The organism is Sphingomonas bacterium, assembly GCF_028289855.1.
Taxonomy (GTDB): domain Bacteria; phylum Pseudomonadota; class Alphaproteobacteria; order Sphingomonadales; family Sphingomonadaceae; genus Sphingomonas.
The window spans coordinates 14,452-37,632 of the sequence record NZ_JAQGKZ010000033.1; the positions used below are offsets into that span (position 1 = coordinate 14,452).

At 64.3% G+C, this 23,181-nt stretch carries 27 protein-coding genes; all 27 read right to left on the minus strand.

Annotated features, from left to right (window positions below; all coding sequences use genetic code 11):
* Positions 1-2 precede the first annotated feature (2 nt).
* The gene (locus JWM94_RS02890) at positions 3-1,643 is read right to left on the minus strand and encodes a ribonuclease J (RefSeq protein ID WP_299421373.1); all 1,641 of its coding nucleotides are present in this window, start codon (positions 1,641-1,643) and stop codon (positions 3-5) included.
* Between the two features lie 42 nt (positions 1,644-1,685).
* Positions 1,686-2,465: a type III pantothenate kinase gene (locus JWM94_RS02895; RefSeq protein WP_299421377.1), complete on the minus strand. Its 780-nt coding sequence runs from the start codon at positions 2,463-2,465 to the stop codon at positions 1,686-1,688.
* Positions 2,466-2,481: 16 nt separating this feature from the next.
* Positions 2,482-3,189, minus strand: a complete 708-nt coding sequence (locus tag JWM94_RS02900; protein ID WP_299421482.1) for a biotin--[acetyl-CoA-carboxylase] ligase — start codon at positions 3,187-3,189, stop codon at positions 2,482-2,484.
* Entirely contained in the window at positions 3,186-4,634 is a 1,449-nt protein-coding gene (gene nuoN, locus JWM94_RS02905; protein ID WP_299421382.1) for an NADH-quinone oxidoreductase subunit NuoN, read from the minus strand. Before nuoN ends, JWM94_RS02900 begins: the two co-directional genes overlap by 4 nt.
* Positions 4,634-6,160, minus strand: coding sequence for an NADH-quinone oxidoreductase subunit M (locus JWM94_RS02910; RefSeq protein ID WP_299421385.1), 1,527 nt, complete (start codon positions 6,158-6,160; stop codon positions 4,634-4,636). Before JWM94_RS02910 ends, nuoN begins: the two co-directional genes overlap by 1 nt.
* Positions 6,157-8,193, minus strand: a complete 2,037-nt coding sequence (gene nuoL / locus JWM94_RS02915; protein ID WP_299421390.1) for an NADH-quinone oxidoreductase subunit L — start codon at positions 8,191-8,193, stop codon at positions 6,157-6,159. Before nuoL ends, JWM94_RS02910 begins: the two co-directional genes overlap by 4 nt.
* Before the next feature lie 4 nt (positions 8,194-8,197).
* Positions 8,198-8,503, minus strand: a complete 306-nt coding sequence (nuoK, locus tag JWM94_RS02920) for an NADH-quinone oxidoreductase subunit NuoK (RefSeq protein WP_299421394.1) — start codon at positions 8,501-8,503, stop codon at positions 8,198-8,200.
* Positions 8,500-9,114, minus strand: coding sequence for an NADH-quinone oxidoreductase subunit J (locus JWM94_RS02925; RefSeq protein ID WP_299421398.1), 615 nt, complete (start codon positions 9,112-9,114; stop codon positions 8,500-8,502). Before JWM94_RS02925 ends, nuoK begins: the two co-directional genes overlap by 4 nt.
* Before the next feature lie 33 nt (positions 9,115-9,147).
* Positions 9,148-9,633: an NADH-quinone oxidoreductase subunit NuoI gene (gene nuoI / locus JWM94_RS02930; RefSeq protein ID WP_299421401.1), complete on the minus strand. Its 486-nt coding sequence runs from the start codon at positions 9,631-9,633 to the stop codon at positions 9,148-9,150.
* A gap of 4 nt (positions 9,634-9,637) precedes the next feature.
* Complete coding sequence (locus JWM94_RS02935) at positions 9,638-10,078, minus strand: hypothetical protein (protein WP_299421405.1); 441 nt, start codon at positions 10,076-10,078, stop codon at positions 9,638-9,640.
* Positions 10,078-10,902, minus strand: coding sequence for a class I SAM-dependent methyltransferase (locus tag JWM94_RS02940; protein ID WP_299421409.1), 825 nt, complete (start codon positions 10,900-10,902; stop codon positions 10,078-10,080). The genes JWM94_RS02935 and JWM94_RS02940 overlap by 1 nt, the downstream gene beginning before the upstream one ends.
* On the minus strand, positions 10,899-11,501 hold the full coding sequence (locus JWM94_RS02945; protein ID WP_299421414.1) for a hypothetical protein: 603 nt from the start codon (positions 11,499-11,501) through the stop codon (positions 10,899-10,901). The genes JWM94_RS02940 and JWM94_RS02945 overlap by 4 nt, the downstream gene beginning before the upstream one ends.
* Positions 11,501-12,550, minus strand: coding sequence for an NADH-quinone oxidoreductase subunit NuoH (nuoH, locus tag JWM94_RS02950; protein WP_299421417.1), 1,050 nt, complete (start codon positions 12,548-12,550; stop codon positions 11,501-11,503). The genes JWM94_RS02945 and nuoH overlap by 1 nt, the downstream gene beginning before the upstream one ends.
* A complete protein-coding gene (locus tag JWM94_RS02955; protein WP_299421422.1) occupies positions 12,547-12,756 on the minus strand; it encodes a hypothetical protein in 210 nt (69 codons plus the stop codon). Before JWM94_RS02955 ends, nuoH begins: the two co-directional genes overlap by 4 nt.
* Positions 12,756-14,774: an NADH-quinone oxidoreductase subunit NuoG gene (nuoG, locus tag JWM94_RS02960; RefSeq protein ID WP_299421427.1), complete on the minus strand. Its 2,019-nt coding sequence runs from the start codon at positions 14,772-14,774 to the stop codon at positions 12,756-12,758. Before nuoG ends, JWM94_RS02955 begins: the two co-directional genes overlap by 1 nt.
* Positions 14,774-15,526, minus strand: coding sequence for a hypothetical protein (locus tag JWM94_RS02965; protein WP_299421431.1), 753 nt, complete (start codon positions 15,524-15,526; stop codon positions 14,774-14,776). The genes nuoG and JWM94_RS02965 overlap by 1 nt, the downstream gene beginning before the upstream one ends.
* A complete protein-coding gene (locus JWM94_RS02970) occupies positions 15,526-16,200 on the minus strand; it encodes a hypothetical protein (RefSeq protein WP_299421440.1) in 675 nt (224 codons plus the stop codon). The genes JWM94_RS02965 and JWM94_RS02970 overlap by 1 nt, the downstream gene beginning before the upstream one ends.
* Positions 16,201-16,265: 65 nt before the next feature.
* Positions 16,266-16,862, minus strand: coding sequence for a hypothetical protein (locus JWM94_RS02975; RefSeq protein ID WP_299421443.1), 597 nt, complete (start codon positions 16,860-16,862; stop codon positions 16,266-16,268).
* A gap of 43 nt (positions 16,863-16,905) precedes the next feature.
* The gene (locus JWM94_RS02980) at positions 16,906-17,547 is read right to left on the minus strand and encodes a hypothetical protein (protein WP_299421447.1); all 642 of its coding nucleotides are present in this window, start codon (positions 17,545-17,547) and stop codon (positions 16,906-16,908) included.
* Between the two features lie 20 nt (positions 17,548-17,567).
* Entirely contained in the window at positions 17,568-18,872 is a 1,305-nt protein-coding gene (nuoF, locus tag JWM94_RS02985) for an NADH-quinone oxidoreductase subunit NuoF (protein ID WP_299421452.1), read from the minus strand.
* Positions 18,873-19,014: 142 nt separating this feature from the next.
* A complete protein-coding gene (locus tag JWM94_RS02990; RefSeq protein WP_299421457.1) occupies positions 19,015-19,173 on the minus strand; it encodes a hypothetical protein in 159 nt (52 codons plus the stop codon).
* An 8-nt stretch (positions 19,174-19,181) separates the two neighbouring features.
* Positions 19,182-19,847, minus strand: coding sequence for an NAD(P)H-dependent oxidoreductase subunit E (locus tag JWM94_RS02995; protein ID WP_299421460.1), 666 nt, complete (start codon positions 19,845-19,847; stop codon positions 19,182-19,184).
* A complete protein-coding gene (locus JWM94_RS03000; RefSeq protein WP_299421464.1) occupies positions 19,840-20,346 on the minus strand; it encodes a hypothetical protein in 507 nt (168 codons plus the stop codon). The genes JWM94_RS02995 and JWM94_RS03000 overlap by 8 nt, the downstream gene beginning before the upstream one ends.
* Positions 20,343-21,578 carry an NADH-quinone oxidoreductase subunit D gene (locus JWM94_RS03005; protein WP_299421467.1) on the minus strand — a complete coding sequence of 412 codons (1,236 nt, stop codon included), beginning with the start codon at positions 21,576-21,578 and terminating at the stop codon, positions 20,343-20,345. The genes JWM94_RS03000 and JWM94_RS03005 overlap by 4 nt, the downstream gene beginning before the upstream one ends.
* Complete coding sequence (locus JWM94_RS03010) at positions 21,575-22,408, minus strand: NADH-quinone oxidoreductase subunit C (RefSeq protein ID WP_299421471.1); 834 nt, start codon at positions 22,406-22,408, stop codon at positions 21,575-21,577. Before JWM94_RS03010 ends, JWM94_RS03005 begins: the two co-directional genes overlap by 4 nt.
* The gene (locus JWM94_RS03015) at positions 22,405-22,764 is read right to left on the minus strand and encodes a VOC family protein (RefSeq protein WP_299421475.1); all 360 of its coding nucleotides are present in this window, start codon (positions 22,762-22,764) and stop codon (positions 22,405-22,407) included. Before JWM94_RS03015 ends, JWM94_RS03010 begins: the two co-directional genes overlap by 4 nt.
* Before the next feature lie 38 nt (positions 22,765-22,802).
* Positions 22,803-23,181, minus strand: a 379-nt coding sequence (locus JWM94_RS03020) for an NADH-quinone oxidoreductase subunit B family protein (RefSeq protein ID WP_299421478.1), incomplete at its 5' end; no start/stop codon positions are given.

Sequence of the window (23,181 nt, forward strand, 5' to 3'; positions counted from 1 at the left end):
CGTCAGGCCTCGATGATCAGTACGTCGACGACGGGCTTCTTGCCGGTCCATTTGGTCGCGACACGGCGCACCGCGAGGCGCAGCGATTCGCGCAGCGCGTTCAAATCGCCCTTGTGCTTGCGCACCGCTTCCGCCGCTGCGTCGCATGCTTCGTCGAGGAAGCCTTCCTTGTCTTCTTCGACCGGCACGCCCTGAAGGCGGACTTCGGGGGTGCCGACCAGGCGATAATTGCCGCTAATCGCCACCGCGACCGACATCTGGCCGAAGCTCGCGAGGCGGCGGCGCTCGTTCATCGTCGCCCCGTCGGCCGGCAGGATGACGTCGCCGTCGAGCATCAACCGCCCGACCGCCGCATTGCCGATCTTTTGCGGATCGCCGGGCGCCAGGCGGACGATGTCGCCGTCGGTCTGGACCAAGGCGCGCGGAATGCCCTTCGATAGCCCGAACCGCGCTTGCTCCATCATGTGACGCATCTCGCCATGCACCGGCACCAGCAACTCAGGCTTGATCCAGCCGTACATCGCCTCCAGCTCGGGCCGGCCTGGATGGCCGGAGACGTGGACGTGCTCCTGCCGCTCGGTGACCATCTCGACGCCCTTGGCGGCAAGCTGGTTCTGGATACGGCCGATCGCCAGTTCGTTGCCGGGGATCTGCTTCGACGAGAAGATCACGGTGTCGCCCGCCGCCAGCTTGATCGGATGCGTCCCCTCGGCGATGCGGCCGAGCGCGGCGCGCGGTTCGCCCTGCCCGCCGGTCGCGACGACCAGCACGTCGCGGCCCGGCATGCCCATCGCCGCGTCGGGCGTGACCGGTTCGGGAAAGTTCTTGAGATACCCGGTCGCCTTGCAGACCTGCAGGATGCGGTCGAGCGAGCGCCCGGTGACGCATACGCGCCGGTTGGTCGCCTTGGCCACCTCGCCAAGTGTCTGCAATCGCGCCGCGTTCGAGGCGAAGGTGGTGACGACCACGCGCCCCTTCGCCTTCTTGACCGCCGCGATCAGCCCCTCCCGCACGCTCGATTCCGATCCCGATGGCTCAGGATTGAACACGTTGGTCGAATCGCACACGAGCGCGAGCACACCGTCATCGCCGATCGCGGCGACTTGCTCAGGGGTCGAAGGCTTGCCCAGAACGGCGCTGCTGTCGTCGAGCTTCCAGTCGCCGGTGTGGAATATCTTGCCATGCGGCGTGTCGATGAGCAGCGCGCTCGCCTCCGGGATCGAATGCGCGAGCGGCACGAAGGTGACGCCGAACGGCGCGAGGTCGATCCGCTCGTTGGGCTTGACGATCTTGAGCTTCACCCGGTTGGCGATGCCCTCTTCTTCCAGCTTCCCCCGGATCAGCCCGGCGGTGAAGCGAGTCGCGTAGAGCGGCACGCCGAGATCGTCGGCGAGGTACGGCAAGGCGCCGATATGATCCTCATGCCCATGCGTCAGCACGATCCCGATCAGATTTTCGGCCTGCTCCTCGATGAATTGCAGGTCGGGCAGGATCAGGTCGACACCGGGATAGGCTGGGTCAGCAAAGGTCACGCCCATATCGACCATCAGCCATTTGCCGTTGCAGCCGTACAGGTTGACGTTCATCCCGATCTCGCCCGATCCGCCGAGCGCGAGGAAAAGCAGTTCGTTTTTCGGTATCACGTAGGTTCTTTCAAAGTCGGAGCGCGGCGAGCATGCCGCGTATCAGTTCGCGTGGGCCCGTTCCCACATCATCGCGAGCCCGCGGATCGTCAGATCGGGCTCGATAACATCGAATATAGGGGTTCGCTTCTCGAATAGCACGGCAAGGCCCCCGGTGGCGACCACCGTTACCGGGCGACCGACTTCGGCTTTCATCCGCGCGACCAGCCCCTCGATCATCGCGATATAGCCCCAATAGATGCCGATCTGCATCTGGCTGACCGTATCGCGCCCGATCACGGTCGGATCGGCGGGCGCCTCGATCGCGATGCGCGGCAATTTCGCCGCGGCGCCGACCAGCGCATCAAGCGACAGGTTGATCCCCGGCGCGATGATCCCGCCCTTGTAGGCGCCGCGATAATCGATCCAATCGACCGTCGACGCGGTACCGAAATCGATTACGATCAGGTCGCCGTCGTGCAGCGCGTGCGCGGCGATCGCGTTGACCGCGCGGTCGGCGCCGAGACTCTGCGGCTCCTGAACGTCGATCGCCATGCCATATTCGACCGGGGGTTGGCCGGCGATCAGCGCGGTCGTCTTGAAGTATTTTTCGGCGAGCACCTGAAGGTTGTGCGTGGCGCGCGGCACCACGGTCGATACGATGACGCCGGACACGTCTTTGCGGTCATAGCCTTCGAGACTGAGCAGCTGGCTGAGCCATACCGCATATTCGTCGGCGGTGCGGCGCGGATCGGTCGCAATCCGCCAGCGGCCCTTGATCTCTCGACCGTCGAACAGCGCGAAAACGACATTGGTATTGCCGGCATCGATCGCGAGCAGCATTTTATGGCCCTTTGATCTAGAGCAGGAAGACGTCGCCAGCGTGAATGACACGCCGCGTGCCGTCCGCCAAGCGAAGGATGAGTGCGCCGTCGGCATCGAGCCCGTCGAACAAGCCGTCGATCGCCGATCCGTCGGGCAGCCGCGCGGTAAGTGGTGTGTCGATCGGGTGTGCACGATCGACCCAGCGGCGGCGCACGACGTCGATCCCCTCGCCCCGCCACCGCTCGACCCAACGCGCGAACGCATCGGCGAGCGTCTCGACGAAATCGGCGGGTTCCACCGCGACGTTGTAGGCGGCCAGGCTGGTCGCAACGCGGTCGGTATCGGTCGGATGGTGCGCCAGATTGACGCCGAACCCGATCACGACCGCGGTGCCGGCGCGTTCGAGCAGGATGCCCGACAGCTTGGCGCCATCGATCAGCAAATCGTTGGGCCATTTGAGCACCGCCGCGCCCATGATGTAGGCGCTGACCGCTTCCTCCAGCGCGACCGCCGAAACCAGCGCGAGCGTCGCGGCTGGCGGATCGCTCGGTCGGGGCCTCACCAATGCACTGGCGTAAAGATTGCCTATCGGCGAAACCCATGTCCGGCCCTGCCGGCCGCGCCCGCCCGTTTGGCGCTCGGCACGCAGCCAGACGCCTTCCTCCAGCCCTGTCGCGGCGAGCGCGATCATGTCGGCATTGGTCGATCCGGTTTCGGCGACCGTACGGACCTGGTGGCTCAGAACAGCGCCTTCGCGGCCGCCGCGCTCCACACGCCCAGCGGCTTGAGCGCGAACCAGCCGACCGGCGAAATGAACACCGCCAGCACCGCCATCACGGCGTATTCGACCGCGGTGTCCTTGCTCCGCCGGAACGCCGGCGCGGGGGCGTCGAAATACATCACCTTGATCAGCCGCAGGTAATAGAAAGCGCCGATCACCGACCCGACGAAGCCGACTACCGCGAACGGATACAGGCCCGCCGCGACCGCCGCGTTGAACACCGCCAATTTGGCGAAGAAGCCAAGCAACGGCGGGATGCCCGCCAGCGAGAACATGAAGATGATCATCGCCGCCGCCAGCCCGGGCTGAGTTTCGGACAGGCCCGACAGGCTCGCGATCGTCTCGACCGGCTCGCCGCTGGCGTCGCGCATCTGCAGCACGACTAGGAACGCGCCGAGCGTCATCGCGATGTAGATCGCGAGGTACAGCAGCACCGATGCCACGCCCGCCGGCGTTCCCGCCGCGAGGCCGACGAGCAGGAACCCGACATTGCTGATCGACGAATAGGCCAGCAGCCGCTTGACGTTGTTCTGGCCGATCGCGGCAACCGAGCCGAAGATGATCGAGGCGAGGCTGGCGAAGATCACGATCTGGCGCCACTCCGCAACCGCCGGGCCCATCGCATCGATCGCGACACGAACGCCCAAAGCGACGGCGGCAACCTTCGGTGCCGAGGCGAAGAAGGCCGTCACCGGGGTGGGCGCGCCTTCGTACACGTCGGGGGTCCACATGTGGAACGGCACCGCCGACATCTTGAACGCAAGGCCGGTGAACACGAACACCAGCCCGAACAACAGCCCGAGCGAGTGCGGCCCCGCATAGGCGGCGGCGATCCCGGTGAAGAGCGTCGTGCCGCTGAATCCGTAGACCAGCGAGATACCGTAGAGCAGGATGCCCGAGGCAAGCGCGCCGAGGACGAAGTATTTGAGCCCCGCTTCCGCCGACCGCTGATCGCGGCGCATGAAACTGGCGAGCACATACGCCGCGAGGCTGTTGAGCTCGAGCCCTACATACAGCGTGAGCATGTCGCCCGCCGACACCATCATCCCCATGCCCGCCACCGCGAGCAGGATCAGCACCGGATATTCGGGGTGCAGACTGTCACCGTCGCCATGCGCGAAGAAGCGCGGCGCGATCACGATCGACACAGCAGCAGCGATGTAGATCAATACCTTTGCGAACGCGGCGAATGCATCGGCGCGGTAGAGTCCGTCGAACACCACGCCCGCGTACGAGGCCGGCCCGGCGAGCGCGATCCCCGCACCGAGCAGCACCGCGACCGCGGTCCAGCTGACCATCCGCGTCGAGCGCTGCCCGCCCCACGCCGCCACCAGCATCAGCGCCATCGCGCCGATCGACAGGACGAGTTCGGGCATCGTTGCCTGGAGAGCGTTGGTCCAGTCCATCACTTCGCCTCTCCGCCATGCGCGGGCGCAGCGACCGCCTTGCCCGGCGTCGGCAGCGCGTCACCGGCGGGCTTGGCGCGGTCGATCCGGTCGAGCAGGATCTGCACGTCACTGCGCATCGGCGCGAGGAAGCTTTCGGGATAGACGCCCATCCAAAGTACGGCGGCGGCGATCGGCACGAGCAGCCACAGTTCGCGGGCGTTGAGGTCGGGCATCGCCGCGACGTCGTCGGACTTGATCACCCCGAACACGACGCGGCGGTAGAGATAGAGCATGTACGCCGCGCCCAGGATGATGCCGGTGGTGCACAGCAACGTGATCGTGGTCGACACCTTGTAGGTGCCCGCGAGGCTCAAGAACTCGCCGACGAAATTGCTCGTACCGGGAAGCCCGACCGAGGCCATCGTGAACAGCATGAACAGCATCGCGTAACGCGGCATGTTGATCGCTAGCCCGCCGTACCGGTCGATCTCGCGCGTGTGCAGCCGGTCATAGATCACGCCCACACACAGGAACAACGCGCCCGAGACGAGGCCGTGACCGAGCATCACCATCATTCCGCCCTCGATCCCCTGGCGGTTGAAGCAGAACAGCCCGATCGTCACGATCGCCATGTGGGCGACCGACGAATAAGCGATCAGTTTCTTCATGTCCGACTGCACCAGCGCCACGAGCGAGGTGTAGATTACCGCCACCGCCGACAGTCCGAACACCAGCCACACGAAATAGGACGAGGCTTCGGGGAACATCGGCACCGAGAAGCGCAGGAAGCCGTAGCCGCCAAGCTTCAACAGCACCCCGGCCAGAATCACCGACCCGGCGGTCGGCGCCTGAACGTGCGCGTCGGGCAGCCAGGTGTGGACCGGCCACATCGGCATCTTGACCGCGAACGACGCGAAGAACGCAAGCCATAGCCAGGTCTGCGCGTGGACCGGGAAATCGTGGTTGAGCAGCGTCGGGATGTACGTCGTTCCGGCCTGGTTCACCATCCACAGCATCGCGACCAGCATCAGCACCGATCCGAGCAGCGTGTAGAGGAAGAATTTGTAGCTCGCGTAGATCCGGTTCGCGCCGCCCCAGATGCCGATGATCAGGAACATCGGAATCAGGCCGCCTTCGAAGAAGATGTAGAACAGGAACAGATCCTGCGCCGCGAAGGTGCCGATCATCAGCAGCTCGGTCAGCAGGAACGCCGCCATATATTCGGGCACGCGCTTCTCGATCGATGTCCAGCTCGCGCCGATGCAGATCGGCATCAGGAATACCGACAGCTCGATCAGCAACAGCGCGAAGCCGTCGATGCCGAGCGACCAGCCGAAGCTGCCGAACAGCGGTACGTTCTCGACGAACTGCCATTGCGGCCCGCCGATCTGGAACTGGCTCCACAACACCGCGCCAAGCGCGAGATCGACCAACGTCGCTGCCAGCGCCAGCCAGCGCGCGTTGGCCGCGCTCAGGAACAGGCACGCCACCGCCGCGAACGCCGGCACCGCCAGCATCACGCTCAGGATCGGAAAGCCGCTCATTGACTGATCGCCCAAGTAACGGCGGCGGTCAGGCCGATCAGCATGACGAACGCATAAGTATAAACATATCCGGTTTGCAGCCGCCCCGCGACGCGGCTGCCGAGCGCCACCGCCCACGCCGACCCGTTGGGGCCGAAGCGGTCGATGATGCCCTCGTCACCCTGCTTCCAGAACAGCCGCCCGATCGCGAAAGCGGGGCGAACGAACAGCAGGTCGTACAGCTCGTCGAAATACCATTTGTTGTACACGAAACGGTACAGGTAGCGGAACGTTTCGGTGAAGCGGCCGGCGATATCGGGCCGGCGGATATACGCCAGCCACGCGCCCCACAGGCCGAGCAGCATCACGATCGTCGCCGACAGCTTGACCAGCACCGGCACTTCGTGCGCCGCATGGTAGAGGTGTTCGTTGAACGCGATCGCGCCGCGCCAGTAGCGCTCGCCCGCTTCCGGCTCGATGAACCAGCCGTGGAAGACGAACCCCGCGAGCACCGCGCCGGTCGCCAGCAGGATCAGCGGAACCAGCATGCTGAGCGGGCTTTCGTGCGGATGATAGCCGCCGGTGCCGTCGCCGTGCGCCTGGTCGTGATGATCGCGTGCGTGATCGTTATGATCGTGGCCGTGCGAGTCATGCACTGCGTGCTGGATATGCTCGGACTGCACCCAACGCGGCTTGCCCCAGAAGGTCAGGAACATCAGCCGCCACGAATAGAAACTGGTGAGGAGCGCGGCGAGCACCCCGACATAATAAGCGCCGGTGCCACGGCCCGAGGCATAGGCCAGCTCGAGAATGCCGTCCTTCGAATGGAAGCCGGCAAAGCCGATCGCGGGATTGCCGAAGATGCCTGGGATGCCAACCCCGGTGATCGCCAGCGTCCCGAGCAGCATCACCCAGAAAGTGATGGGGATCTGCTTACGCAGCCCGCCGTAGAAGCGCATGTCCTGCTCGTGGTGCATCGCGTGGATCACGCTGCCCGCGCCGAGGAACAGCAGCGCCTTGAAGAAAGCGTGCGTGAACAGGTGGAACATCGCCGCGCCATACGCACCGCTGCCCGCCGCGAAGAACATGTAGCCGAGCTGCGAACAGGTCGAATAGGCGATCACGCGCTTGATGTCGTTCTGGCACGTGCCGATGGTGGCCGCGAAAATGCACGTCGCGGCGCCGATGAACACGACGAAGTTGGTTGCGACGATGCTCGTCTCGAACATCGGCGACAGGCGGCACACCATGAACACGCCCGCGGTCACCATCGTCGCGGCGTGGATCAGCGCGCTGACCGGGGTCGGGCCCTCCATCGCGTCGGGCAGCCAGGTGTGGAGGCCGAGCTGCGCCGACTTGCCCATCGCGCCCACGAACAGCAACAGGCACAGGATCGTCATCGTGTCGAGGCGATAGCCGAGGAAACCGATCGTCGACCCGGCCATCCCCGGCGCGTCGTGCAGGATCTGCGGGATCGAGACGGTGCCGAACACCAGGAACGTGCCGAAAATACCCAGCATGAAGCCCAGATCGCCGACGCGGTTGACCACGAACGCCTTGATCGCGGCGGCGTTGGCCGAGGGCTTCTTGAACCAGAAGCCGATCAGCAGATAGCTCGCGAGCCCCACGCCTTCCCAGCCGAAGAACATCTGGACCAGATTGTTCGCGGTCACCAGCATCAGCATCGCGAAGGTGAACAGCGAGAGGTAGGCGAAGAACCGCGGCTGGTCCGGGTCTTCCTCCATATAACCCCAGCTATAGAGGTGGACGAGCGCCGAAACGCTGGTGATCACCACCAGCATCACCGCGGTCAGGCTGTCGACGCGCAGCGCCCAGGCGACGTCGAGGTCGCCCGATTTCATCCATTCGAACACCGGCGCGACGGTCGCGTCGGCGCCGCCGAGATAGTGGATGAAGACCGGCCAGCTCAGCGCGCACGACGCGAACAGCGCGCCGGTGGTAATGACCTTGGCCGGCACATTGCCGATCGCGCGATTGCCGAGGCCCGCGACGATCGCCGCGAGCAGCGGCAGGAAGACGATGAGCTGGATCACGCGTTCAGCCCTTCATCCGATTGGCATCGTCGACCGCAATGGTCCCGCGCCCGCGGAAATAGATGACGAGAATGGCGAGCCCGATCGCCGCTTCGCCCGCCGCGACCGTCAGCACGAACATCGCGAACACCTGGCCGACCAGATCGTGCAGATAGGCCGAGAACGCGACGAGGTTGAGGTTCACCGCAAGCAGGATCAGCTCGATCGCCATCAGCATGATGATGAGGTTCTTGCGGTTGGCGATCAGTCCCATCACGCCCATCGCGAACAGGATCGCGGCGACGACGAGGTAATGCGTCAGGCCGATCATAGCTCGACCCCCTGCCCGACCGGCGGCTGCGTGTTGCGGGTCGCGTCCTGCGGGCGGCGCGCGACCTGGCGGCTGATCTTCTGGCCCTTGACCCCACCGCGCGCGCGGTGGGTCAGCACGATCGCGCCGATCATCGCGACGAGCAGGACGAGGCCCGCGCCTTCGAACACGTACAGGTACCGCGAATAGAGCAGCTTGCCGATCGCCTCGATATTCGAGGTGTTATCGGTCGGCATCGGCGCGATCCGCTGGTCGAGCTTGAGCCCGCCCGCGCTCCACGCGCCGATCGCGATGAAAATTTCGGCGGCCAGTGCTACCGCAAATGCAAGCCCAATCGCCGCATAGCGCACGAACCCTGCCCGCATTTCGGCGAAATCGATGTCGAGCATCATCACGACGAACAGGAACAGCACCGCGACGGCGCCGACATAGACGATCACCAGCAACATCGCGATGAACTCGGCGCCGACCAGCAGCATCAGCCCCGCGGCGTTGAAAAACGCCATGATCAGCCACAGCACGCTGTGCACCGGATTGCGCGACGTGATCGTCAACGCTCCGGACAAAATCACCATCGCGGCGAACAGGTAAAAGGCGATTGCCTGGATCACGGAATCAGGGGTCCCCGGAGAGTTGGAGCGCGCTTAACGGTAGGGTGCATCGGCGGCAAGGTTCGCGGCGATCGCGCGTTCCCAGCGGTCGCCGTTGTCGAGCAGTTTGGCCTTGTCGTAGATCAATTCCTCGCGCGTTTCGGTCGAAAATTCGAAGTTGGGTCCCTCGACGATGGCATCGACCGGGCACGCTTCCTGACACAATCCGCAATAGATGCATTTGGTCATGTCGATGTCGTAGCGTGTCGTGCGGCGCGATCCGTCGTCGCGCGGCTCGGCCTCGATCGTGATCGCCAGCGCCGGGCAGATCGCCTCGCAAAGCTTGCACGCGATGCAGCGCTCTTCGCCATTGGGATAACGCCGCAGCGCATGTTCGCCGCGAAAACGGGGCGAAATCGGGTTCTTCTCGAACGGATAGTAGAACGTCGCCTTGGCCTTCCACATGTAGCGGAAGGTCAGCGCATGGGCCTTGAGGAATTCCCACAGCGTGAACGACTTGATGATCTGGGTGATGCTCATGGGATCAATCGGCTTTCCCGGTGGGTCCGAAATCGGACGTGCAAAGGCCCGTCGCGATGTGGTCGTAAGGTTTCGGCGGATCGGTGCGCAGGATGACGATCAGGCCATGGCCACCTTGGCGGAGCGTCAAGCGGAGCCTGCTCGCTGAATTGCCCTCGCCGCGCGCGAAAACGTCGTAATCGCGAAATCCTTCGACGAAGGCGCCGGCCGTGAAATACGCCCTGCCGAGCAAATAGGCCGGGCCGTTGCCGGTGATGGTCGTCGGCCTGTTCTCATACGTGTTGGCGCCCGCCGGAACTTCGTCGAACTTGCCGCTGAGTTGAAAACGCTTGCCGTCGGCGTCGCTTAACTCGCACGACCAGGCGGTCGCCGGTTTCGGCTTTGCCAGCGACGCCGCAGGAATCGCCACCGTCTGCGGGCCGATAAAGAGCAGGAACGGGATCATCAGCACGCCTTGGTGCCCTTCATCAGCAGGAACAGCCCGTTGCGCTTCGCGACACGGCGCAGGATCGCGCGCGGCCAAAGGCTGCGGGCGATGTCGAGCGCAAGGCCACGATGCCGTTGCCCCGCGCCGCTTTCGAGCAAGTCGCCGTGGCTCAGTTCGATCGTCACGCTGGCGTCCTTGCTCCACGCGGCGACCAGCGCGCGTGCGGTGGCGGGCGTGTAGGCCTTGGTCCCCGGGCTTTCGAGGTAGCGTGCATAGACCTGCGCTAGCGACATGAATGGCCGCCCGCGCATCAGGCCATAGCGGCCCCACAGCATCAGCCCGATCAGGCTCCATTTGTTGTAGATCATGAAGCGGTACTGTCCGCCCGGCCGCAGCACGCGCAACGCCTCTGCGAACGCCTTGGGCGTGTCGGGCGAATGGTGGAGCACGCCCCAGCTGTAGACGCGGTCGAAACTGGCGTCGGCGAACGGTAATGCCTCGGCATTGGCGACTTGAAGATCGGACGACAGGCCCATTAGGGCGAGCCGCTTGCGGGTGTGCTCAACCGCACGCGGAGTGAGATCGACGCCGGTCAGCGTGGCCCCAGCCCGCGCGAACTGCTCGTGATCCGCGCCGAGCCCGACGCCGATCTCGAGCACGCGCTCGCCCGCCGCCTCGGCGAAGCCGGCGAAGGCAGGGATGTACGGCTCGAGCCGATAGCGTTCGGCCGATTGCTCGGCATAGCCAGCAACCGTTTCCTCGGCGAGCAACAGATCCTCGCCACAAGACGCGGCATCCCAGAAGTCGCGCACGTCAGACAGTTTGGCGGCTGCGGCGGTCATTTAGACACCCATATACAGGGGTTTACCACATTGCCCTCAGCGTCGATGTCCTTGTTCATGGCCCGGATCGCGCGCCTGTCGCCGCGCATAACACGACGGGTCAGCTTGGCGCACGCAGAGCGAGGATTGTTGGCATAGGCGACCGCATATTGGTCGATGCGATCGTACTGCACCTTATATTTGTAAAACGCCTCGGTCGCATCCCATTGGCGAAGATCGCGAGCAGAAAACTTCGATCGGATCGGCGTCAGGCTGTAGAGCGTGCCGTCCTCGAACTTGTACGGGTCGGAATAGTCGATCCGGCAATTGTCTAGCGCGACCACGGGCACACGAACGCCATTAACCCGAGCCTCGGCCAGATAGCACCCGCCGCCGTGGGAGCAGAAATAGCGCACGCCTGTCTTCGACTGCCAATATTGCGTGACGAACTGAAAGGTTTGACCTTTCGCCACGCCCCAGCCCCGGTCGAACCCACCTTCCGAGAAGGACGGCACTTCGACACTGGTAACCGCACGCGCAGTGCACGGATCCCACTCGGCATGTGCCTCGCCCGCAAACCCGGCCACGCCCAGCAGCGCGAGGATGATCGACCGCACCATCATGGCGCGCCAACCCTCACCCACATCAGCCAGCCCGACACCAGGAACACCCAAATCAGCGACAGCGGCAGGAACACCTTCCATCCCAGCCGCATCAACTGGTCGTAGCGGTAGCGCGGGACGGTCGCCTTCACCCAGCTGAACAGGAAGAAGAAGAACAGGATCTTGGCGAACAGCCAGATGATCCCCGGCACCGCGTACATCCAGCCCACATTGAGCGGCGGGAGGTAGCCGCCCCAGAACAGGATCGCGTTGAGCGCGCACATCAGGATGACGTTGGCGTACTCGCCGAGCCAGTAGAGCGCGAAGCTCATCGACGAATATTCGGTCTGGTATCCCGCGACGAGCTCGCTTTCAGCCTCGGTCAGGTCGAACGGCGCGCGCTGCGTCTCGGCGAGGCTGGAGATGAAGAACACCACCGCCATCGGGAACAGCAGCGGGTTGATGAAATTGCCGTTGACCCAGCCCCAGGCGAAGCCGCGCTGCGCCTCGACGATCTTGGTCAGGTTGAAGCTGTCGGCCCAAAGCACGACCGAGATCAGCACGAAGCCGATCGACACTTCGTAGCTCACCATCTGCGCCGCCGCGCGCAGTGCCGAATAGAACGGATATTTGGAGTTGGACGCCCAGCCGGCGATGATGATGCCGTACACGCCAAGGCTCGACGCCGCGAGGACGTAGAGCAGCCCGACATTGATGTTGGCGAGCACCACCCCCGCCTGGAACGGTACCACCGCCCACACGATCAGCGCGACGGTGAAGGTGATGATCGGCGCGATCAGGAACAGGCCCTTGTTCGCGGCCGAGGGAATGATCGTTTCCTGGAGGAAGACCTTGAGCCCGTCGGCGAACGATTGCAGCAGCCCGAGCGGACCGACGACGTTGGGCCCGCGCCGGAGCGCCATCGCCGCCCAGATCTTGCGGTCGGCGTAAATGATCATCGCGACCGCGAGCATCAGCGGGAGCGCGATGACGAGGATGTCGATGATCGTGGCGATGAACCACGCCCAGCCGTATTCTAGGCCGAGATAGGTGAACCAGGAGGTCATTGATAAATACCCGGTGCAGTGCTGTCGTTGGGCCGCCGCTCGGCAGATGGGCGGCCGTCCTCCGCATCCATATAGTTTTCGTTCTGCCAGTTATTCTCCAGCCCGGATCGCCGACCATCGCCCGAAAATGACGCGAAGCCTTTCCAAATGGCGGCCGCCATCGCCGCCAAACCGAACCCAAGACCGATAATTGCTGGCGTGGACATCACTCCGCCGCCTCCGCGAACGCTTGCCCGTGGATCAGTTCCGCCGAGCATTGCTGCATCGTCGGGCTGGCGCGGCAGATCGCGTTGGTCAGGTAGAAATCCTGAATCGGATAGCCGCCCAGCGCGCCATCCGCCTTGGCATCGAGCTTGGGCGGGTTCCAGTCGAACTTGGCAAGGCCGAGTTGCCCAAGGGCCGGCACGTCGAGCGCCATCTGCGCGCGCAATTCCTCCAGACTGTCGAACGGCAACGTCACCTTCAGCGTCTCGCTGAGCGCGCGCAGGATCGTCCAGTCCTCACGCGCGTCGCCCGGCGGGAACACCGCGCGCTCGCCGCGCTGCACGCGGCCCTCGAGATTGACGTACGTCCCCGATTTCTCGGCATAGCTCGCGCCCGGCAGCACGACGTCGGCCGCCGCCGCGCCCTTGTCGCCGTGATGGCCGACATAGACCTTGAAGCTTTTCGTAAGCTGGCCGAAATCGACCTCGTCCGCCCCCATCAGGAACACCAGTTTAGGCGCCGCGACGTAGATATCGGCGATCCCGCCCGGTAGCCCCGCGCCAAGCATCAGCCCGCCCATCCGGCTGGCCGAGAAATGCAGCACGTTGAAGCCGTTCCACGCGGTGCCGTCTTCGAGTGTGCGGATCAGGTTGAACGCATCCGCGAACTGCAGCGCCGCGCCGTGCGCGCGCTTCACCGCGAGCCCGCCGACGATCACCATCGGCGCCTTGGCGTTCTTGAACGCCTCCGCCGCCGCCTTGGGCAGCTTGCCGATCAGCGACAGATCGTCGCCGAGCCATTCGACCTTGTAGGTCAGATCTGTTTCCGGCCCGATCGCAAAGACTTTCGCGCCTTTCTTAACGGCCTTTCTGATCCGTGTATTGACCAGCGGCGCTTCCCAGCGGACGTTCGATCCGACGATCAGGATCGCGTCGGCGCGCTCGACGCCGGCGATCGTCGTGTTGAAATTGACCGCGGCCAGGCTCGACACTTCATAATCAGCGCCGGTCTGCCGCCCTTCGATCAGCGTCCCGCCCATCGCCTTGACCAGCGCCTTCGCTGCGAAGACCGTCTCGCAATCGACCAAATCACCATGCACCGCCGCGACGCTGTTGCCCGCCTTGACCGCCACTATCGCCGCGAACGCTTCGTCCCAAGTGGCGGCGACCAACTTGCCGCCGCGCCGCACATACGGCTTATCGAGCCGCCGCCGCACCAGCCCGTCGACCGCATGCCGCGTCTTGTCGCTCGCCCACTCCTCATTGACTTCGTCATTGACCCGCGGCAGCGCGCGCAGCACTTGCCGCCCGCGGCTGTCGAGCCGGATGTTGGTGCCGACCGCATCCATCACGTCGATCGACAACGTCTTCTTGAGTTCCCACGGCCGTGCCTCGAACGCGTAGGGCTTTGACGTCAAGGCGCCGACCGGGCACAAGTCCACGACATTGCCCGACAATTCGCTGGTCACCGCGCCTTCGAGATAGCTGGTGATCTGCATATCCTCGCCGCGCCCGATCGCACCGATTTCCTCGACCCCGGCGACTTCCTCGGCAAAGCGGATGCAGCGCGTGCACTGGATGCACCGGGTCATCACCGTCTTGACGATCGGGCCCATATACTTCTCGGTCACCGCACGCTTGTTCTCGGTGTAGCGACTGTGTCCCCGCCCATAGGCGAGCGACTGGTCCTGCAAGTCGCACTCGCCGCCTTGGTCGCAGATCGGGCAATCGAGCGGATGGTTGATCAGCAAGAATTCCATCACGCCTTCGCGCGCATTCTTCACCATCGGGGTGTTGGTGAAGATTTCCTGGTTGTCCGCCGCGGGCAGCGCGCACGACGCCTGCGGCTTGGGCGGCCCAGGCTTCACCTCGACCAGGCACATCCGGCAATTGCCCGCGATGCTCAGGCGCTCATGATAACAGAAGCGCGGAATTTCTTTGCCCGCCGCCTCGCACGCCTGGAGCACGGTGGCACCGGCGGGGACGTCGACTTCGATCCCGTCTACCTTGAGCGTGGGCATTAGTTGCTTTTCCCGGTGAGCGCACTGGCCTGAGCGGCGCGGCGGTATAACACTTCAGCCAGCGCCGCTTCGATCGGCTCGCGGGCACGGGCAAGGTCGAGACCGGGCGCACAGGCAGCCGTGACGGGCGAGAGGCGTGTGATCATACTCTTTTCGGCTTTCGACCCCAACGGCGCGAGGATCAGTGCGCGCGCGCCGTCGCGGTCGCGCATCGCGATGCAATCGGCGGCGGTGACCGTCAAACGGATCGCCGCACCGCCATCGGGCGCGGTCGCCGAAACGCCCGCAGGAACCAGGTCGATACGGTCGATCAGGAACGTCGGCGCTTGCCGCCCGAAATCGCGCTTGTACTTCGCGGCGAACAACGCGCCGCGCAACAGCAATGCGGTAAACTTCAGCCGCCCGCCGACAAGGCAGCCGGAGATCGATATCTCGGCACCCCGCCGGCCAAAGCCGGGGTCGAACGGCGACATCGCGAGAAACGAATCGACTTGACTCGGCGCGTTGCGGACCAGGCACTCGGCATAGCCGCGCAGCACCAGACGTGCTTCGTCGCTCGATGCCGGCCGCGCACGCTCGGGCAAAGCGATCGCCGCGGATGACGCCCCCACGACCGACGCCAAAGCGGCCATCCAAAGCCAGCGCGTTGGGACCGAGAACCAGCCGATAGAGCGGCTCGGCGACGAGCCGGCGGAGGTCGGCGCGCCGAGGGGGATTTCGACTTCGATGCCGTCTACCTTGAGCTTGGGCATCAGTTCGAACTCGTCGGTTTCGAGGCGTCCGCCTCGCGATAATAGGCTTCGGCGAGGTACCCGATCAAACTACCCTTCGAAAATGCATGCTGCACACCGGGCGGGGTGCATTGATCGAAACGCGGCTTGAGCGCCCCGATCGCCGCCTGCTCGGCGGGGGCGCCGGCGACCGCCTGCAACAGCTTTAGACTGTTGCCGGGGTCGGCCCGAACCACGCAGCCGGCGAACTGCAGAACGCCGCTATTGTCCCCCGACATGACCAGCGCGGCGGCGCCGAACGTCGCCGGGCGCCGCCCGAAATCCTTGCGGACGAGCGCCTTGTAGAGCGCACCCCGGAACGCCACCGGATTGGTGTTCATTTCGACGCTATCCATGCCGTATTCGCGCCCGACCGCGCTGCTGCCGGTAAAACATTCCCCGTCCATCAGCTTGGGCAGGAACTTGAAGTCGTGGGCGGTGTCCAGCGGCGGCGCCAGCATCTTGACCACCTGCGGATAATGCCGCTTGACGATGCACAGCGCGAAATTGTCGGACACGGCGCGCGCGACATCGCCCGTCGACCGACCCTCGGGCACCTCGATCGGAGCAGTATTGCTGCGAATGCTGCCCGTCTGGCCCTGGGCAGCGCCCGCAATGCCGCAAACCGCGGCAAGGAGAATCGGCCGCCGGATCACGCAGCGACCTCGCACGGTGCCGCCCAGGCGGGGATGTCGAACTGGAACGTGAGCATCGCGGTGATCTACTTCGATATCATGTGATAAAGCGGTTCGGCGACGATCAGCCGCAGGTCGTCGCGCTTCGTCGTGAATTTCTTGCCCGGCGCAAGGCAATCGTTGAGCGCCGGCGTCAAGGCGGCGATCGCCGCGCGTTCATCGCCGCTCCCGCGCGCCGAGCGAGCGAGCCGCAGCGCAGCGCCCGGATTCAGCGCGACGACGCAGTCCCCGAACTGGCGGATCGAGACCAGGTTGCGGTCATAACCGTACTGGCTGCCGCCGACGGCCAGCGCCCAGCGCGCACGCGGTGGCGGCGATGCCGCATCGAACCGGCCACGCTCCAACCAGCTTAGCAGCGCAGCGTTGGCGATCTCCGCGCGCTCGCGCCACGCGATCTGGCCGGTAACCGTCCGATTGTCGCTGCACCCGCCATAGATATCCATGAGCTTGGCACTCGCGCGACGTTCGTCGCTCGATCCGGGTAAGCTGGCAAGCAACGTCTTGGCGTCATGCAAGTCGTTATCCACGACGCATTGCGCGACCTCGTATCCGTCGGTGGCGGCATGGGCGGGCAGCGCCGTTACCGCGGCGAGCAATCCGGCAATCGTGAGCAAGTACCTCATTCCGCTGCCTCCTGTTTTGATACGGGGCCGTTGAACTCCGACATCACTTCGTCCCCACAGCCTTGGCCCTGTTTGTCAACGCAAGCGTCCGTTTGTACAGGGCTTCCGCCAGCGTTGCCTGCAAACCCCAACGCGTGAGACGCACTTGCTGCTTGGGTGGCAGACAATCGGCAAGCGCCGGCCGAAGTGCGGCAAGCGCCTTGTCCTCGAACGGTGTCGCGGCATCGGCCGTTACCAGGTCACGCGTCGCATCGGGCGAGAGCTTGGCGACACAACCGCCGAAGGTCGTCGACGGGGCAGAATCCAGCTCTTCGCCGGGCTGCCCGTTCGCAGGAACAACTGTCGCGCGAGTCGCCTGTGACAAATAGCCGAACTCGCGAAGGTACATCGCGCGGTAGATCGCGCCGCGTAACAACGCCGGCGACATTCTCAACTGCCCCGCGAACAGGCAATCGTCAGTCTGGAGCTTTGACAACGCGCGGTCGATCGCACCGTCGTCGGGCAACGCCAGCGCTCGCTGCACGCCGCCGAGATGCTGCATCATTATACAATAGCCGTATTGGTTCAGCATCTCGCGCGACTGGTCGGTCTCGGAAATCGGGCGAGACGAGGGCACGGCGGCATACGGGGTCGGCAGCGCATATTGCGCGCTAGCCGGTGACACGCAGCATGCGGCAATCGCCAACAGGAGGGTCCGTCGCGTCGTCACTCCGCGGCCTCCTGCATCGGTGAGAAATCGCCACCCTGGCGCTCGGCAATGCGGCGCTCGATCTCGGGGCGGAAATGCTTGATCAGGCCCTGGATCGGCCAGGCGGCGGCATCGCCCAGCGCGCAGATCGTATGGCCTTCGACCTGCTTGGTGACGTTGTAGAGCGTGTCGATCTCCGACACGTCGGCGTCGCCGGTGCGCATCCGCTCCGTCACGCGCCACATCCAGCCGGTGCCTTCGCGGCACGGCGTGCATTGGCCGCAGGATTCGTGCTTGTAGAAATAGCTGATGCGGCTGATCGCCCGCACGATATCGGTCGACTTGTCCATGACGATGACCGCCGCGGTGCCTAGCCCCGAGCCGAGCGCCTTGAGCCCGTCGAAATCCATCGGGCAGTCCATGATCTCTTTGGCCGGGACCAGCGGCACCGACGACCCGCCCGGGATCACCGCGAGCAGATTATCCCACCCGCCGCGAATGCCGCCGCAATGTTCGTCGATCAGCTGGCGGAACGGGATGCTCATCGCTTCTTCGACCACGCACGGCTTGTTCACATGCCCGCTGATCTGGAACAGCTTCGTGCCGCGATTGTTCTCCGCGCCGAAGCTGGCGAACCATTCGGGGCCGCGATGCAGGATCGTCGGCACCACCGCGATCGATTCGACGTTGTTGACCGTGGTCGGGCAGCCATACAGCCCCGCGCCCGCCGGGAACGGCGGCTTGAGCCGCGGCTGACCCTTCTTGCCCTCCAGGCTTTCGAGCATCGCGGTCTCTTCGCCGCAAATGTACGCGCCGGCACCGCGATGGCAGAACAGGTCGAAATCGTAGCCCGATCCGCAAGCGTTCTTGCCGATCAGCCCGGCGTCGTACGCTTCGGCAATCGCCGCGAAGAGCGTCTCCGCCTCGCGGATATATTCGCCGCGGATGTAGATGTACGCGGCGCGCGCGCGCATCGCGTAGCCGGCGACCAGCGCACCCTCGATCAGCTTGTGCGGATCGTGGCGGATGATTTCGCGGTCCTTGCACGATCCAGGCTCGGATTCGTCGGCGTTGATCACCAGGAAGTTGGGACGGTCGGCGCGCGGCTCCTTGGGCATGAAGCCCCATTTGGTGCCGGTCGGGAACCCCGCCCCGCCGCGCCCGCGCAGGCCCGACGCCTTGATCCGGTCGATGATTGCGTCCTGCCCGATCTCGAGCAGTTTCTTGGTATTGTCCCAGTCGCCACGCGCCTGCGCCGCCTTCAGCCCCCAGGGCTGGAAGCCGTACACGTTGGTGAAGATGCGGTCCTTGTCGGCTAGCATCAGAAATCCTCCCCGTTCACGGGGAGGTGGCAGCGCGAAGCGCTGACGGAGGGGGCGGGCCGCAAGCGCTGCGCGAGGAGGCAAACCCCCTCCGGCGCTTCGCGCCACCTCCCCGTCCCGGGGAGGATTGAGAAAGCGGCAATCATTTACCCTTCCCCATCGCGTTGCGGACGAAATAGACCAGGACCAGCACGATCCCGACCGCGACCGCCAGCCCTATCAGCGCGAAGGCAACGCGCAACACCAGCCCGAGCAGCACCAGCGCGCCGATGATCGCGAACACAGCGACGATGGGATTCATGCCGCGCATCACCATTCCCCCCGGTAATCGTGGTTTTCGGTCGCCATTGCTTTCAGGCTGGTCGGCCCGCCCTCGGGACAGCTCGTCTGCCGGCCGATCGTCGATCCGGGCTTCGGCGTCTCGCCCCGCGCGAGCGCCTCGAGCACACCGATCGTACGATCGTAGTCGAGGTCTTCGTAATTATCGTCGTTGATCTGGACCATCGGCGCGTTGGCGCACACGCCGAGGCACTCGACCTCGGTCAGCGTGAACAGCCCGTCGGGGGTGGTCTTGCCCTTGACCAGCCCGTGATTTTTGCACGCCGCGAGCACGTCGTCGGACCCGGCGAGCAGGCACGGCGTCGTCCCGCACACCTTAACGTGATAGCGCCCGACCGGCGCCATGTTGAACATCGTATAGAAGCTGACGACCTCGTACACGCGCATGTACGGCACGCCGATCTGGCGCGCGACGAACTCGATCACCGGGACCGGCAGCCAGCCCTGCGTGTTGGTCTCCGCGCCGACCTGGCGCTGTGCGAGGTCGAGCAGCGGCAGCGACGCCGATTGCTCGCGCCCCGCCGGGTAGCGGCCGAGGATTTCGTTCGCCTTCCGTTGGTTTTCATCGGTCCACGCGAAATCGCCCCACCGCGCGCGGGTTTCGGCTTCGTCGGGGATTTGGGGAGCGTCAGCCATTTATTCCGCTCATTGGTGTAGGCAGTCCGAGCGCTTTTTCTACTGCGGCACGACACGTCGAAGTCTCATAGACCAGATAGCTGTCGGCAGCACCTGCCTTGCATGCAATGCCGATAACTTCGCCCGACCGAATGGCATCAACCTCGACAAACTGAAGAATGCCACGATACTTTGACTCAGTAAAAATGGCAGGGCGATTGCCGAAATTCATCTGGCGTGACTTAGTTTCAATTTTCCAGCGATCAGATTTCTGCAGCCGAAATTGACCAACGACACCTTCGTTGATGCTGTTCTCAATGGTCCGCAGATAATCGGTCGGAATCCTATTCGGAAGATCTTGACCCTTCTTGCCGCGATCAACTGCGATTTGAACATTCGCATTTGGCATAAGGCCCAAAGCTTTTGCATCAAGCGCGTTAGTATCCGGGCTGGCATTCGCCTTAGGAGACTGGCTGGAACAGGCACTTGCCAGCAGCGCAGTGATAAATATTGCCTTCACCGGTCGCACTCCCCGAACACGATATCGAGCGCGCCCAAAATCGCAGTCGTATCCGCCAGCATGTGCCCCTTCGACATGAAGTCCATCGCCTGCAAATGGCTGAACGCAGTCGGGCGGATCTTGCAGCGGTACGGCTTGTTGCTGCCGTCGGCGACCAGATAGACGCCGAACTCGCCCTTGGGGCTTTCGGTCGCGACGTACACGTCGCCCGCGGGGACGTGATAGCCTTCGGTGAACAGCTTGAAGTGATGGATCAGCGCTTCCATCGATTGCTTCATCTCGGCGCGCTTGGGCGGCACCACCTTGCGGTCGTCGCTGGCGATCGGGCCGTTCGGCATTTCGCTGAGGCACTGCTTCATGATGCGGACCGACTGGCGGACTTCCTCGACGCGGACCATGAAGCGGTCGTAGCAATCGCCGCGCGTGCCGACCGGCACGTCGAAGTCCATCTTCGCGTACGCATCGTACGGCTGCGACTTGCGCAAATCCCACGGGATGCCCGACCCGCGGATCATCGGGCCCGAAAAGCCCCAGCGCACCGCATCGTCGCGGCTGACGATCGCGATGTCGACGTTGCGCTGTTTGAAGATACGGTTGTCGGCGACCAAGCTGATCGCGTCCTCGAACAAGCGCGGCACGCGCGTGTCGAGCCAGTCGGCGATATCGGTCAGCAGCTTGAGCGGCACGTCCTGATGCACGCCGCCGGGGCGGAAATAGTTGGAGTGCATCCGCGCGCCCGACGCGCGTTCGAAGAAGTTGAGGCAATCCTCGCGCAGTTCGAACATCCACAGGTTCGGCGTCATCGCGCCGACGTCCATCACATGGCTGCCCAGGTTGAGCATGTGATTCGAAATGCGCGTCAATTCGGCGAAGAACACGCGGAGGTATTGCGCGCGGATCGGCACTTCCAGGTCGAGCAATTTCTCGACCGCGAGCACAAAGCTGTGCTCCATGCAGAGCGGCGAGCAGTAATCGAGCCGGTCGAAATACGGCAGCGCCTGCGCGTAGGTCTTGTATTCGATCAATTTCTCGGTGCCGCGGTGGAGCAGCCCGATATGCGGATCGACGCGCTCGACGATCTCGCCGTCGAGTTCCATGACGAGGCGAAGCACGCCGTGCGCGGCGGGGTGCTGCGGGCCGAAATTGATCGTGTAATTCTGGATCTGGACGTCGCCGGGGGTCGGGTCTTCGGCGTCGGTATGGCCCAGCATCTGGTCGAGGGCATCGGTCATTGGTTCTGCCCCTTGCCCTTGGTCGGCACGACGTCCGGATTCTTCGGCTTGCGCGCACGCTTGGGCGTCGGCTCCGCCCTGCCCTCGCCGGTCTGCGTGGTGCTTTCGGTCGTCTTGGGTGTCGGCGCGGGCGCTGCGGCCTTGGACTGCGCGGCATCGGCCTTGACGATCTCGTCAGCCTTGAGCGGCGTCGGCGCGCCCTTCTCTTCGGGCAGCTTTGCCTTCTCGTCGCCCGGCAGGATGTATTCGGCACCTTCCCACGGGCTCATGAAGTCGAAGGTGCGGAAATCCTGCGCCAGCTTGACCGGCTCGTACGCGACGCGCTTGGTTTCTTCCGAATAGCGCACCTCGACATAGCCGGTCAGCGGGAAGTCCTTGCGCTGCGGATGCCCGACGAACCCGTAATCGGTCAGGATGCGGCGCAGGTCGGGGTTCCCCTCGAACAGCACGCCATACATGTCGTACACCTCGCGCTCGAGCCAGCCGGCGACCGGCCAGATCCCCGTCACCGACGGCACCGGCTTGATCTCGTCGGTCCGGACGTGGACGCGGATGCGGTGGTTGCGCGTCAGGCTAAGCAGGCAATAGACCACTTCGAACCGGTCGGGCCGCTCGGGGTAATCGACCCCGGCGATTTCCATCAATTGCTGATATTCGAGTCCCGGGGTGTCGCGCAGCAAGGTCATCGTCTCGACCAGGCTCTCGCGAGCGACGCTGAACGACACTTCGTTGACGGCCTCGAGGCTCGACAGAATCTTCGCGCCGAGCGTTCGCTCGGTCGCGCCGATCACGCCATCATTCGATGCATAGGCAGGCGCAGACGATTTCATGCCATGCCCGTTATGTCGTGGCCGAAAATCAACAGATGCCCATCGGGCGAACGCACCAATATCTCGCGCATGCCGTAAGGTTGATCGTCTGGCTCGCAGACAATGTCCGCGCCCTTTGCCTTAAACTCGGCATGAAGCGCGTCGGCGTCGCGCACCCAGAAATAGGCGTCGCAGCGACCATCATAGTCGCCATTGGGCCGAAAACTGTCGTTTGCCGCGACCTGGTTGAGCATCAATTCCAGGCCATCGCGACCGGCGATGCAGAATGTCGGCGGATCACCCCACAGCCGAGATGCCGTGAAACCAAGCTTGTCAGCAAAATACGCCTGCGCCCTCAGCACATCGCGGACCAGCAACACTGGCGCGAGGGCGCGCAACTGCGGTTCGGCGCCACTCACCGCTCAATCGTCCCCACGCGGCGGATCTTCCGCTGCAACTGCATGATCCCGTACAGCAATGCCTCCGCCGTCGGCGGGCAGCCGGGGACGTAGATATCGACCGGCACGATCCGGTCGCACCCGCGCACGACGCTGTAGCTGTAGTGGTAATAGCCGCCGCCATTAGCGCAGCTGCCCATCGAGATGACGTAGCGTGGCTCCGGCATCTGGTCGTAGACGCGGCGCAGTGCCGGGGCCATCTTGTTGCACAGCGTCCCGGCGACGATCATCACGTCCGACTGACGCGGGCTGGCGCGCGGCGCGAAGCCGAAGCGCTCGGCATCGTAGCGCGGCATCGACGTGTGCATCATCTCGACGGCGCAGCACGCCAGTCCG